Below are 12,250 nucleotides of genomic sequence, written 5' to 3'. Positions count from 1 at the left end.
GTTAATGCAGCACGCGCGGCATGGAAAGGGCAAAGGGTGGGATCGGCGTTTCGAACTGGGTACCGTCTTCTGCCGTCATCTGGTAACTCCCATGCATCATGCCAACGGGCGTCGGCAATACTGTCCCGCTGGTATATTGAAAATGCTCACCCGGTTGAAGCAAGGGCTGCACCCCTACCACGCCCAATCCGCGTACCTCCTGCACATGCTCATTGGCGTCGGTAATGACCCAATGCCGGCTGATCAGCTGTGCAGCTACGCTGCCGGTATTGGTAATGGTTATGGTGTAGGAAAATACATAACGCCCCTGGTCTTCATCGGACTGATCCGGCACAAACGCTGTTTCGACCGAGACCGAAAATTGATACTGTTTATGCGTGGACATCGATCACGAACCTTTCAGGAGATCAAACCGGTTGTCGGTGAGCTTGGCGATGCCGAATAGAGCTTTTTCGGCATGCGTCCGGCGAGATATGCCTCGCGTCCGGCCTCGACCGCTTTTTTCATGGCCGATGCCATCAGCACCGGATCTTTGGCCGCCGCAATGGCGGTGTTCATCAGGATACCATCGCAACCCAGTTCCATTGCAATCGCCGCATCGGAGGCCGTACCCACCCCCGCATCCACCAGTACGGGAACCTTGGCATTCTCGATGATGATCTGGAGATTCCACGGATTGAGAATACCCATGCCCGAACCGATCAGCGATGCAAGCGGCATCACGGCACAGCAGCCGATTTCTTCCAGTTGCCTGGCAATAATGGGATCGTCGGAGGTATAAACCATCACATCGAAACCCTCTTTGACCAGAATTGTGGCAGCAGCAATCGTTTCGACGACATTGGGATACAACGTGTGCGGGTCGCCCAGCACTTCCAGCTTGACCAGCTTGTGTCCGTCCAGCAGTTCGCGTGCGAGCCGCAGGGTACGCACCGCATCTTCGGCACTGTAGCAACCAGCGGTATTCGGCAAATAGGTAAACTGCTCGGGCGGTACGAAATCCAGCAAGGACGGTTCGCCGGCATTCTGGCCAATGTTGGTACGCCGGATCGCCACGGTGACAATGCGCGCGCCACTGGCATCGATAGCTGCGCGTGTTTGTTCGAAATCCTTGTATTTGCCGGTCCCGACAAGCAGTCGCGAATCGTACGACTTGCCGGCGATATTCAATGTGTCCATGTTGTCCTTCAGCCCCCGCCTACCGCACCGACAATTTCCAGCCTGTCGCCCGAGACAAGGTCTGTTCCCGCAAATGCGGTGCGCGACACGATCTCTCCATTGCGCTCGATGGCAATCCGCTTGCCTTCCAGCCCCATGCGGCTGACCAGCTGGGCAACAGTAAAGTGCGTTTCTTCAAAAGTCCGGGTATTGCCGTTAATCGTGAGATTGATCAATTGTGTGGTTGCAATCAAATCTAGTAAAATCGATGGCGCTGCAATTCCAGTGCGCCGCCTGATGAATGTAGTTCAGGTTGAATATTATAGCGGGTTGGATGGTATTTTCGGTATCGGGTTCATTGCCGCGAACGCTTTGCAGCGCACCGCATCGTTTCAGGCGGGTGTAGTTCAATGGTAGAACATTTGCTTCCCAAGCAAAATACGCGGGTTCGATTCCCGTCACCCGCTCCACCCTCTGGATTATCTTCGATTCAATTCGTGTGAATGTCGGCTGAAAAGTGCGGCATACACGACTCGAACGTGTGACCTACGGCTTAGAAGGCCGTTGCTCTATCCAGCTGAGCTAATGCCGCATCGGGCGAATGGAGGCATGTGCATGCCAGCTTCTTGCTAATGAATTACTGATTACGACCACTATTGAATCAGACTGAGAAAGTGGTCGGGGTGGAGAGATTCGAACTCCCGACATCCTGCTCCCAAAGCAGGCGCGCTACCAGGCTACGCTACACCCCGAGGGGAAGCAACTATACGCAATCCGAATCGTCCGGTCAATTTAATCTGATAAAATAGGCACATTCCGGAAAACTAGAATTCATATGGCAGCAGAAATTCTCAACGGCAAGCTACTCTCTGAAAAATTGCTGGGCAACCTCAAGCAGCGCATCGAGCAACGCGTCGCCAATGGTCGACGCGCGCCCTGCCTGGCGGTGATCCTCGTCGGTGACAGTCCAGCCTCTACCATCTATGTCGCCAATAAGCGCCGCTCCTGCGAGCAAGCCGGCATGCGCTCGCTTTCATATAATCTCGCCGGCGATACCAGCGAAACCAAACTCCTGAGCCTCGTCGACGAACTCAATGCCGACGCATCGGTAGACGGCATTCTTGTGCAACTGCCACTTCCGCCGCAAATCAATGCGGAACGCGTGATCGAGCGCATCGATCCGCTCAAGGATGTGGACGGCTTCCATCCCTACAACGTCGGCCGACTGGCTCTGCGCATGCCATTGCTGCGGCCATGTACGCCGCGCGGCATCATGACCATGCTGCAAAGCCTGGACATCGATCTCAAAGGGCTCAATGCCGTCATTGTCGGCGCCTCCAATATTGTAGGCCGGCCGATGTCGCTCGAACTGCTGCTTGCCGGCTGCACCGTCACGACCTGTCACCGCTTTACGCGCAACCTGTCGGATATAGTTGCCAACGCCGACCTGCTGGTCGTTGCCGTTGGAAAACCGGGCTTTATCCCCGGCGAATGGATCAAGCCGGGTGCAATTGTGATCGATGTCGGCATCAACCGCCTCGAGTCCGGCAAGATCTGCGGCGATATCCAGTTCGACAGCGCAAGTGAACGCGCCGCCTGGATCACACCCGTCCCCGGCGGAGTCGGCCCGATGACCGTAGCCACCCTGATGGAAAACACATTTGATGCCCTGGAGGCTCGCGAAAAATTGCAGCAGGCATGATTTTATCTGCTAGACATATTTTTCAATCGTAGTAAACTTGCGCCTGCTCCAACTTTCTGCTATCGAAAAGATGGCTAACATCTACGAGTTCACATGACAGAAGTAATCAAGCACTTTACTCCGTACGAGGCCAAGGCCGACGAAGAGTACATGAACGCCACGCAACTGGATCATTTCCGCAAGATTCTGAATGCGTGGAAGGCCGAGCTGAGCCTGGATATCGACCGTACCGTGCATACAATGCAGGACGAAGTCACCATGTTTGCCGATCCGAACGATCGCGCCAGCCAGGAGTCCGATATGGCCCTGGAATTGCGCAATCGCGACCGCGAACGCAAGCTGATTAAAAAAATCGACGAAACGCTGAACAAAATCAACGAGCAAGACTATGGCTACTGCGAAAGCTGCGGTGTCGAAATCGGCCTGAAGCGCCTTGAAGCACGGCCGACCGCGACACTCTGCATCGATTGCAAGACGCTCGACGAAATTCGCGAGAAACAAGTCGCCAAGTAAGGCACTTTGCATTCGCACCCATAATGAAAAAGGCCGCTTGAAGCGGCCTTTTTCATTCCCCAACATCCGTCTTCGCTACCGCCTGTAATTATATTTCGCTGGAAATCCGGCATAAAAAAGCCGGATAACCTGAGTTATCCGGCTTGATAGCAAGCACGCTGTAAGTAATTACTCGTGCTCTACGGGTGCCTTCGGTTCCGCAGCAGGTGCCTCAAGCAGTGCTTTCATGGAAAGACGCACACGACCGCGATCATCCACTTCCAGCACCTTGACCTTAACCTGCTGACCTTCCTTCAGGAAGTCGGCCACGTTGTTTACGCGCTGATGGGCAATCTGGGAAATGTGAACCAGACCGTCCTTGCCCGGCAACAGCGACACGATAGCGCCGATATCCAGCAGTTTCAGCACGGTACCTTCGTAGACCTGGCCCACTTCAACTTCGGCAGTGATCAGTTCGATGCGCTTCTTGGCCTCTTCACCGGCTTCGGCATTGACGCAACCGATCTTGATGGTGCCATCATCGTCGATATCGATGGTTGTGCCGGTTTCTTCGGTCAGCGCGCGAATCACGGCGCCACCCTTGCCGATCACGTCGCGGATTTTCTCCGGATTGATCTTCATGGTGATGATGCGCGGAGCGAAAGCGGAAAGCTCTTCGCGTGAATGATCCATCGACTGCTTCATCAGGCCGAGGATGTGCATGCGACCTTCCTTGGCTTGAGCCAGCGCAACCTTCATGATCTCGGCGGTAATACCGGTGATCTTGATGTCCATTTGCAGCGCAGTAATACCCTCGTCCGTGCCGGCCACCTTGAAGTCCATATCGCCCAGGTGATCTTCGTCACCCAGAATGTCGGTCAGGACTGCAAAACGGTTACCTTCCTTGATCAGGCCCATCGCGATACCCGCAACGTGCGCCTTGACCGGAACGCCGGCGTCCATCAGCGCCAGACAGCCACCACAGACGGAAGCCATCGAGCTGGAGCCGTTGGACTCGGTGATCTCGGACACCACGCGAATGGTGTAACCGAATTCTTCCTGGCTCGGCAGAGCGGCCAACAGCGCGCGCTTTGCCAAACGGCCGTGACCGATTTCGCGGCGCTTCGGCGTACCGACACGGCCGGTTTCGCCAGTGGCATACGGAGGCATGTTGTAGTGCAGCATGAAGCGGTCGTGATATTCGCCTTGCAGCGCATCGATAATTTGTTCGTCACGGCCGGTGCCCAGTGTGGCGACGACCAGCGCCTGTGTTTCACCACGGGTGAACAGCGCGGAGCCGTGAGTGCGCGGCAGAACGCCAGTACGGATGCTGATCGGACGCACGGTGCGTGTGTCGCGACCGTCGATACGCGGCTCGCCGTTCAGGATCTGGCTGCGCACCACATCGGCTTCCAGCTTGAACAGCGCGTCCTTGATCTGGTTGGCCGCGTTGGTGTCGGTGTCGGCGGTGATCATCTCACCCAGCACGCGCGACTTAATCTCATCCAGCTTGCTGGAGCGCGCCTGCTTGGACTTGATCTGATAGGCGGCGTTAATGTCGTTGGCAGCCAAAGCTGTGAGCTTCTCAACCATGACAGCATCGGTTTCCGGCGGAACCCAGTTCCACGGCTCCTTGCCGACTTCCGCGGCGAGTTCGTTGATCATGTTGATCACAGCCTGCATCTGCTGGTGCCCGTACACCACGGAACCCAGCATTATATCTTCCGACAGCTGCTTGGCTTCGGACTCCACCATCAGCACTGCGCTGTCAGTAGCGGCAACCACCAGATCGAGTTGGGTTTCTTCCAGCTCGGACTTGGTCGGGTTCAGCACGTATTCGCCATTGATATAACCAACGCGAGCGGCGCCGATGGGGCCGTAGAAAGGAATACCGGAAATTGCCAGCGCAGCGGAAGCGCCGATGATGGCCGGAATGTCGGAATCGATTTCGCTGTCGGATGACATCACGGTAGCGACGATTTGCACTTCGTTATAAAAGGCTTCCGGGAACAGCGGGCGCAGCGGGCGGTCAATCAGGCGGGAGGTCAGCGTTTCCTTTTCGGAAGGACGGCCTTCGCGCTTGAAAAAGCCACCTGGAATCTTGCCGGCGGCATAGGTACGCTCTTGGTAATCCACGGTCAGCGGGAAGAAATCCTGGCCCGGCTTCACTTCGGTCTTGCCGACCACGGTCACCAGAACCACGGTATCATCAAGGCTCACCAGTACGGCGCCATCCGCTTGACGGGCGATTTCGCCTGTTTCCAGTGTCAGCTGATGACGGCCGTAAGGGATTGTTTTTTTGATTGCTTTCACGACGTTACGTCCTTTTTAAATGAAAATAAGCCGACAAGCGCTGCGTTTCCGCATGCTTTCGGCTTATTTTTGTGAATACTCCAGAGATTACTTGCGCAGACCGAGGCGTGCGATCAGGCTGCGATAGCGATCGGCATTCTTGCGCTTGAGGTAATCGAGCAGCTTGCGACGTTGGCTAACCATGGCCAGCAAACCGCGACGGGAGTGATGATCCTTGGCATGCGCCTTGAAGTGTTCGGTCAAGGTGCTGATACGGCTGGTCAGAAGAGCCACTTGCACTTCCGGGGAACCGGTGTCATTTTCACCTTGTTTAAATTCGCCAATAAGCCTGGCTGTTTCAGCAGTCGTAATGGACATACTTTTCTCCTAATCTTGAACCGCGCATTCTAACTCTAAATTGAATATATTAACAAGGTGTTAATCGTTTTTACTGCTTTTCTTGTGTCTGGAGCAATCGCCGCGGTGCGATCTTTCCATCCGGCATGACTTCGCCCAAGCCAAGAAAGCGCTGATCTCTGCCGTATAAACGTACATCGCCCAGCGGCCGCTTTCCTGGCTGCCAGACCGACTGGCCTCGGCAAAGATAAAATGCGCTGTCGTCATCCAGCGCCACCTGCGGTAAATCCGCGACCAAACAATCCGCCGCGAGAAGGCTCGCATCACGCGCATCGAGCGACATCGCTTCCAGTTGCTCGAGTGTCACCGCTTTCGACAAATCGAAACTACCCGTTGCAAGTCGCCGCAATTGAGTCAAATAAGCGCCACAACCCAACGCCTTGCCAATATCCTCGGCCAAGGTCCGGATATAGGTACCTTTGCTGCATGAAACCTCAATCCTGGCATATGGCACGGCAAGCTCCAAAAGCCTGACCCGATGTATTGTTATCGTTCTGGCCGGCCGCTCGATGTCCACACCGGCACGCGCATATTCGTATAAAGCCTTGCCTTGATGCTTGAGCGCAGAATACATTGGTGGAACCTGGTCGATTTCACCGACAAAAGCCTGCAGTGCCCATTCGAATTGCTCGCGAGTGACGTTGACTTCACCCGTCGCAACAATCTCGCCCTCGGTGTCGCCTGTCGTGCTTGTGGCACCCAGACACAAAGTTGCGGAGTAGGTTTTATCCGCATCGAGCAAATAATGGGAGAACTTGGTAGCTTCGCCGAAGCATATCGGCAACAGGCCCGTCGCGAAGGGATCAAGACTGCCGGTATGGCCCGCTTTGGCTGCCATATAAAGGCGTTTCGCTTGCTGCAAGGCTTGGTTGGAAGAAAGTCCAACAGGCTTGTCTAACAGCAAAACGCCATCTACCGGCCGCTTGATACGCTTGAACTGCACGTGAAATCAGTTTTCTTCGGAGTCGGACTTGTTGTCTTCCGCAACGGCATCGTCAATCAGGCGTGACAGACGCATGCCGCGCTCGATGGACGCATCGTAGACGAAGTGCAATTGCGGCACGGTACGCATCAGCATGCGCTGCGACAGCTGGCTGCGCAGGAAACCGGCTGCCTTTTCCAGGCCTTTTTGCAATTCCGGCGAGTTTTCGGTCGAGCTGTAGTAGACCTTGGCGTGCGCAAGATCACCAGTCACCTCTACCTCGGTGATGGTCACCATGGAGACGCGCGGATCCTTGACCTCGAATTGCAGCAAATCAGCCAGCTCGCGCTGAATTTGCTCGGCGACGCGCTGGCTTCTGGCGAATTCTTTAGCCATTACAACGTTCTTGCCACTTCCACGACTTCGAACACCTCGAGTTGATCGCCCACTTCGATGTCGTTGAAGTTCTTGAGAGAAATACCGCACTCGAAACCGGCCTTCACTTCGCGCACATCGTCCTTGAAGCGCTTCAGCGCTTCCAGTTCTCCGGTGTGAATGACCACGTTGGAACGAAGCACGCGCACCTTCGAACCGCGCTTGACCATGCCGTCCAGCACGTAACAACCCGCCACGGAGCCGACCTTGGAAATGCGGAACACTTCGCGGATTTCCACCAGGCCGATGATGTTTTCCTTCTCTTCCGGAGACAACATGCCACCCAGAGCCGCCTTAACTTCATCCACGGCTTCGTAAATGATGTTGTAGTAACGCACGTCAACGCCGGCAGAATCCATCAGCTTGCGCGCGCCCGCATCGGCACGTACGTTGAAGCCGATGACGACCGCCTTGGAAGCAGCCGCCAGATTGATGTCCGACTCGGTAATCGCGCCTACGCCGGTATGAAGAATATTGACCTTTACCTCGTCGGTGGACAGCTTCTGCAACGATGTCGCCAATGCTTCATAAGAACCTTGCACATCGGACTTGATGATAAGCGGCAACGATTTGACTTCGCCCTCGCCCATCTGCTCGAACATGTTTTCCAACTTGGCAGCCTGTTGCCGGGCCAGCTTGACGTCGCGGAACTTGCCCTGACGGAACAATGCGATTTCACGCGCCTTGCGCTCATCGTTCAGCACGATGGTTTCTTCGCCGGCGTTCGGGACTTCCGACAAACCGAGAATTTCCACCGGAATCGACGGGCCAGCTTCTTTGACCTCGCGTCCTGCCTCATCCAGCATGGCGCGAACACGGCCGTAAGAACTGCCCGCGAGCAGCATATCGCCGCGCTTCAACGTACCGGACTGCACCAGAATGGTTGCCACGGGGCCACGCCCCTTATCCAGACGGCCTTCGATGACCAGCCCCTTGGCCGGTGTATTCTTCGGTGCCGTAAGCTCCAGCACTTCCGCCTGGAGCAAAACGGCTTCCAGCAGATCTTCGATACCCTGGCCGGTCTTGGCCGAAACCTCGACGAACATGGTCTCGCCGCCCCAATCTTCGGGAACGACTTCCTGAGCAACCAATTCCTGCTTGACTCGCTCCGGATTGGCATCCGGCTTGTCTATCTTGTTGATCGCCACGACCAGCGGTACTTTTGCTGCCTTGGCGTGGTGAACGGCTTCTATGGTTTGAGGCATAACGCCGTCATCCGCGGCCACAACCAGAATGACCACGTCGGTCGCCTTGGCGCCGCGCGCGCGCATGGCCGTAAATGCCTCGTGGCCCGGGGTATCCAGAAATGTCACCTGTCCGCGCGGGGTTTCCACATGGTAAGCGCCGATATGCTGGGTAATACCGCCCGCTTCTCCGGAAGCAACGCGCGTACGACGGATATGGTCGAGCAACGAGGTCTTGCCGTGGTCGACGTGGCCCATCACCGTCACGACCGGAGGACGGGTTTCATTGACAGCTTCGACATGTTCCGTCTCGAGGAAGGCTTCAGGATCGTTGGCTTCCGCCGCCTTGGCGGTATGACCCATTTCTTCCACGACGATAATCGCGGTTTCCTGATCCAGCACCTGATTGATGGTCACCATCATGCCCATCTTCATCAGCGTCTTGATCACTTCCGCGGCCTTGACCGACATCTTGTGGGCCAGATCAGCGACCGAAATGGTTTCAGGAATCAGCACTTCACGCACCAGCGGCTCCGTCGGGGCCGAGAATGCATGCTGCTGGTCGCCATTATCCTTGTGCGATTTGGACTTGCCCTTATGGTCACGCCAGCCTTGGCCGACGCCGACGTCGCCGCGCGTCTTGATGCCGCGTTTTTTCGCTGCACTGTCCCAGTCGCTTGCGCCCTTGCCCTTTTTCGCCGGCTTCTCTTCGGTTTTTGCTTTTTCCTTGGTAGCCGGCTTGTGCAGCGTACCCTCGCTCAAACTTGCAGGCGCCGCCGGTGCGGCTGCAGCGGCCTCGCTCGCCTTGCGCGCTTCTTCTGCACGCCGTTGCTGCAATTCTTGCTTCTTGCGCACTTCTTCGCTCTGGAGCGCAATCAGCTCTGCCTGGCGGCGAGCTTCTTCTTCACGCTTGGCAATCTGTTCTGCATCCAGGATGCGCGGGCGGACAGCTGGCATCACTGGAGCAGCAGGCTTTTCCTCAACAACTTCAGGCGCTGCGGGCGCTTGTTCCACCTCAGGCTCGGGTTGAATCTCAGGCTGCGGCTCCGGTTCCGGCATTGGTAGCGGCGGAATCGGCTCTGGCTGTTGCTCCTGAAGTGCCAACTCAACCGGCTCAGCTTCCATCGCCTGCTCCGGCTCGGCATCGCGACGCACCAGAACGCGCTTCTTGCGCACTTCAACCTGGATGGTCCGGGCCTTGCCGCTGCTGTCCGACTTGCGGATTTCTGTGACTTGCTTGCGTGTAAGCGTAATCTTGTTTTTAGGGGCCTCGGCACCGTGGCCCTTGCGCAAATATTCCAGAAGCGCGGTTTTATCCTGCTCGGTCAATTTATCGTCGGTATTGGCTTTATCCACCCCGGCCGCCTTCAGCTGCTCAAGCAGCAACTCGGCCTGCAGACCCAGTTCACTGGCAAATTGTGCAACGCTCGATTGTCCCATACTGCTCTCCAGTCTACTTTTGCGGTCGCCCTATCAGGCAAACCAGGGCGCGCGCGCCGTCATGATTAATTGTTTGGCGCGCTCGGCGTCCATCGAGGTCAGTTCGACCAGATCATCCACGGCGAGATCGGCAAGATCTTCTACCGTCGAAATGCCCTTGGCGGCCAGCATGTGTGCCGTGTCCGCGTCCATGCCTTCCATCGTGAGCAGCCCTTCCGAGGCCTCTTCGACTTTTTCTTCCTTGGCGATCGCTTCGGTCAGGATTGCATCGCGGGCACGCTTGCGCAATTCGTTGACGGTATCTTCGTCGAATGCTTCGATCTCGGTCATTTCAGACAATGGCACATAGGCGATTTCTTCGAGCGAGCTGAAGCCTTCCTGCACGAGAATATCGGCCACTTCTTCATCGACATCCAGTTTTTCCATGAACAGCTGGCGCGTTTTGGAATATTCCGCTTCATTCTTCTGCGCGGCTTCCTCTTCCGTCATGATATTCAGCGTCCAGCCGGTCAGTTCGGAGGCCAAGCGCACGTTCTGGCCGCTCTTGCCGATGGCCTGCGCCAGCTGGTCTTCATCCACCACTACATCCATGCTGTGTGCATCTTCATCCACCACGATGCTCGATACTTCGGCCGGGGCCATCGCATTGATGACGAACTGTGCTGGCTCCATGGACCACAGCACGATGTCCACACGCTCTCCAGCCAACTCACCCGTAACTGCTTGCACGCGAGAACCGCGCATGCCGACACAGGTACCTACCGGATCCAGGCGCTGATCGTTGGACTTCACTGCAATCTTGGAGCGCAAGCCAGGGTCGCGTGCCGCGGATCTTATTTCAAGCAGTCCTTCTTCGATCTCAGGCACTTCCAGCTCAAACAGTTTGATCAGGAACTCAGGCACAATGCGGGACAAAATCAGCTGAGGGCCACGGCCACCACGCTCAATCCGCATCAAATACGCGCGGACACGGTCGCCGACACGCAGGTTTTCCTTGGGAATCATCTGCTCGCGCGGCAGCAAGGCTTCAATGCGACCCACTTCAATAATCGCATTGCCTTTTTCCATGCGCTTGATCATGCCGGTCACAAGATGCTCTTTGCGTGCCAGAAAATCGTTCAGAATCTGCTCACGCTCGGCTTCTCGCACCTTTTGCAGAATGACCTGCTTGGCTGCTTGCGCGCCAATGCGGCCGAATTCTATCGATTCGAGCGACTCTTCGATGTAATCGCCTTCGCTCAACCCTTGAGCACGCTCGTCAGTTGCACTTATTTGTGCAGCCGGATTCTCAATTGCGTCATCAGCTACCACCTGCCAGCGCCGGAAAGACTCGTACTCGCCAGTATTGCGGTCGATAGCGACACGCACGTCGGCATCTTCCAGAAAGCGTTTCTTGGATGCGGAAGCCAGCGCCAACTCAAGGGCAGTAAAAATTACTTCCTTCTCGACATTCTTTTCATGCGCCAGCGCATCGACCAGCAATAATACTTCGCGACTCATCTTCCACCTCCACCTAAAATTCAGGACTCAACCGGGCCTTATCGATATTGCTCATTGCGAAACCCTGCAGCCCTGCTTCGGTTTCGAGTTGCACCATATCCTTATCAACGCCGCGCAAAATTCCTGTGAAATTCTTCCTGCCATCAACCGGCACACGCACTTTTAATTGCACTCTATTACCTGCGAAACGCGTGAAATCGCTTTCCTTTTTCAAGATGCGATCCAGCCCTGGAGAGGAAACCTCAAGACGGTCATAGTCCACGTCATGTTCCACCGCCAGTAAATTTGAAACTTGCTCGCTCACAAGCGCGCAATCGTCAATATTCACGCCGCCCGGCTTATCGATGAAAAGTCGAATAAGCTTTCCTCTGCCGGATATCTCCAGATCGACCAATTCATAGCCAATCTGCTCCAGCGATTTCTCCAGCAATGTATGCAAATCCAGCATTGTTCCGGTTCCACAAACAAAAAATGGGCTGAAAGCCCATCTACAATAAGACCGATATTATATCAACCAATTCAATGAATTGGTATCTAGCCCCAAAAAGCTCCGGCAGAACTGAATTAGTCAGCTCCGCCGTCATTTTCAAGGCACGGACACGCACGGGCATAAACACAAAAGCCCTCGCGAGGAGGGCTTTTGTGAGGATAAGGAGCCTGGCGGTGACCTACTTTCGCATGCGAAGAGCATACTATCATCGGCGCGGA

12 protein-coding genes and 3 tRNA genes are annotated in these 12,250 nt (G+C 55.6%); 3 read left to right on the top strand and 12 right to left on the bottom strand.

From position 1 onward, the window contains the following. Position 1: 1 nt before the first annotated feature. Genes apaG through thiS form a run of 3 tightly spaced genes read right to left on the bottom strand, consistent with a single transcriptional unit; the run spans position 2 to position 1,394 of the window. Positions 2-385 (bottom strand): Co2+/Mg2+ efflux protein ApaG, encoded by a 384-nt coding sequence (gene apaG / locus A7976_RS10460; protein ID WP_067111241.1) that lies wholly within the window; start codon positions 383-385, stop codon positions 2-4. A gap of 14 nt (positions 386-399) precedes the next feature. Beyond that, positions 400-1,179 (bottom strand): thiazole synthase, encoded by a 780-nt coding sequence (locus A7976_RS10455; protein ID WP_067111238.1) that lies wholly within the window; start codon positions 1,177-1,179, stop codon positions 400-402. Positions 1,180-1,187: 8 nt separating this feature from the next. Further along, the gene (gene thiS, locus A7976_RS10450; RefSeq protein WP_067111987.1) at positions 1,188-1,394 is read right to left on the bottom strand and encodes a sulfur carrier protein ThiS; all 207 of its coding nucleotides are present in this window, start codon (positions 1,392-1,394) and stop codon (positions 1,188-1,190) included. 160 nt (positions 1,395-1,554) lie between these two features. Here thiS and A7976_RS10445 point away from each other — a divergent pair. Next, positions 1,555-1,628, top strand: a tRNA-Gly gene (locus tag A7976_RS10445). A gap of 48 nt (positions 1,629-1,676) precedes the next feature. Here the strand turns inward: A7976_RS10445 and A7976_RS10440 are convergent. Together A7976_RS10440 and A7976_RS10435 are read right to left on the bottom strand one after the other, a co-directional pair. Next, positions 1,677-1,750 (bottom strand) — tRNA-Arg (locus A7976_RS10440). 83 nt (positions 1,751-1,833) lie between these two features. Then, positions 1,834-1,910: transfer RNA gene (locus tag A7976_RS10435), tRNA-Pro, on the bottom strand. Between the two features lie 83 nt (positions 1,911-1,993). On the opposite strand from A7976_RS10435, the gene folD reads away from it, so the two are divergent. Next, entirely contained in the window at positions 1,994-2,860 is an 867-nt protein-coding gene (gene folD, locus A7976_RS10430; protein ID WP_067111236.1) for a bifunctional methylenetetrahydrofolate dehydrogenase/methenyltetrahydrofolate cyclohydrolase FolD, read from the top strand. 93 nt (positions 2,861-2,953) lie between these two features. Then, positions 2,954-3,373 (top strand): RNA polymerase-binding protein DksA, encoded by a 420-nt coding sequence (gene dksA / locus A7976_RS10425; protein WP_067111233.1) that lies wholly within the window; start codon positions 2,954-2,956, stop codon positions 3,371-3,373. Positions 3,374-3,541: 168 nt separating this feature from the next. Here the strand turns inward: dksA and pnp are convergent, their stop codons facing one another. From pnp to rimP, 7 genes are all read right to left on the bottom strand, one after another. After that, on the bottom strand, positions 3,542-5,665 hold the full coding sequence (pnp, locus tag A7976_RS10420; protein WP_067111230.1) for a polyribonucleotide nucleotidyltransferase: 2,124 nt from the start codon (positions 5,663-5,665) through the stop codon (positions 3,542-3,544). An 87-nt stretch (positions 5,666-5,752) separates the two neighbouring features. After that, positions 5,753-6,022, bottom strand: a complete 270-nt coding sequence (gene rpsO, locus A7976_RS10415; RefSeq protein WP_067111228.1) for a 30S ribosomal protein S15 — start codon at positions 6,020-6,022, stop codon at positions 5,753-5,755. Between the two features lie 70 nt (positions 6,023-6,092). Beyond that, positions 6,093-7,004: a tRNA pseudouridine(55) synthase TruB gene (gene truB, locus A7976_RS10410; protein ID WP_067111225.1), complete on the bottom strand. Its 912-nt coding sequence runs from the start codon at positions 7,002-7,004 to the stop codon at positions 6,093-6,095. A gap of 6 nt (positions 7,005-7,010) precedes the next feature. Next, positions 7,011-7,379: a 30S ribosome-binding factor RbfA gene (gene rbfA / locus A7976_RS10405; protein ID WP_067111222.1), complete on the bottom strand. Its 369-nt coding sequence runs from the start codon at positions 7,377-7,379 to the stop codon at positions 7,011-7,013. Then, positions 7,379-10,042, bottom strand: a complete 2,664-nt coding sequence (gene infB, locus A7976_RS10400; RefSeq protein ID WP_067111219.1) for a translation initiation factor IF-2 — start codon at positions 10,040-10,042, stop codon at positions 7,379-7,381. The genes rbfA and infB overlap by 1 nt, the downstream gene beginning before the upstream one ends. A 33-nt stretch (positions 10,043-10,075) precedes the next feature. Further along, positions 10,076-11,542 (bottom strand): transcription termination factor NusA, encoded by a 1,467-nt coding sequence (gene nusA, locus A7976_RS10395; RefSeq protein ID WP_067111216.1) that lies wholly within the window; start codon positions 11,540-11,542, stop codon positions 10,076-10,078. A 13-nt stretch (positions 11,543-11,555) separates the two neighbouring features. Further along, positions 11,556-11,990, bottom strand: coding sequence for a ribosome maturation factor RimP (rimP, locus tag A7976_RS10390; RefSeq protein WP_067111213.1), 435 nt, complete (start codon positions 11,988-11,990; stop codon positions 11,556-11,558). Positions 11,991-12,250 lie beyond the last annotated feature (260 nt).

This window comes from Methylobacillus sp. MM3 (assembly GCF_001645185.1).
Taxonomy (GTDB): Bacteria; Pseudomonadota; Gammaproteobacteria; order Burkholderiales; family Methylophilaceae; genus MM2.
This window is presented reverse-complemented; position numbering and strand designations above follow the sequence as displayed.

Excerpts from the sequence above, each read along its gene's own strand:
- apaG (WP_067111241.1), bottom strand. The coding sequence starts at position 385 with ATGTCCACGCATAAACAGTATCAATTTTCGGTCTCGGTCGAAACAGCG.
- rbfA (WP_067111222.1), bottom strand. The coding sequence starts at position 7,379 with ATGGCTAAAGAATTCGCCAGAAGCCAGCGCGTCGCCGAGCAAATTCAG.
- infB (WP_067111219.1), bottom strand. The coding sequence starts at position 10,042 with ATGGGACAATCGAGCGTTGCACAATTTGCCAGTGAACTGGGTCTGCAG.
- rpsO (WP_067111228.1), bottom strand. The coding sequence starts at position 6,022 with ATGTCCATTACGACTGCTGAAACAGCCAGGCTTATTGGCGAATTTAAA.
- A7976_RS10455 (WP_067111238.1), bottom strand. The coding sequence starts at position 1,179 with ATGGACACATTGAATATCGCCGGCAAGTCGTACGATTCGCGACTGCTT.
- rimP (WP_067111213.1), bottom strand. The coding sequence starts at position 11,990 with ATGCTGGATTTGCATACATTGCTGGAGAAATCGCTGGAGCAGATTGGC.
- nusA (WP_067111216.1), bottom strand. The coding sequence starts at position 11,542 with ATGAGTCGCGAAGTATTATTGCTGGTCGATGCGCTGGCGCATGAAAAG.
- dksA (WP_067111233.1), top strand. The coding sequence starts at position 2,954 with ATGACAGAAGTAATCAAGCACTTTACTCCGTACGAGGCCAAGGCCGAC.
- folD (WP_067111236.1), top strand. The coding sequence starts at position 1,994 with ATGGCAGCAGAAATTCTCAACGGCAAGCTACTCTCTGAAAAATTGCTG.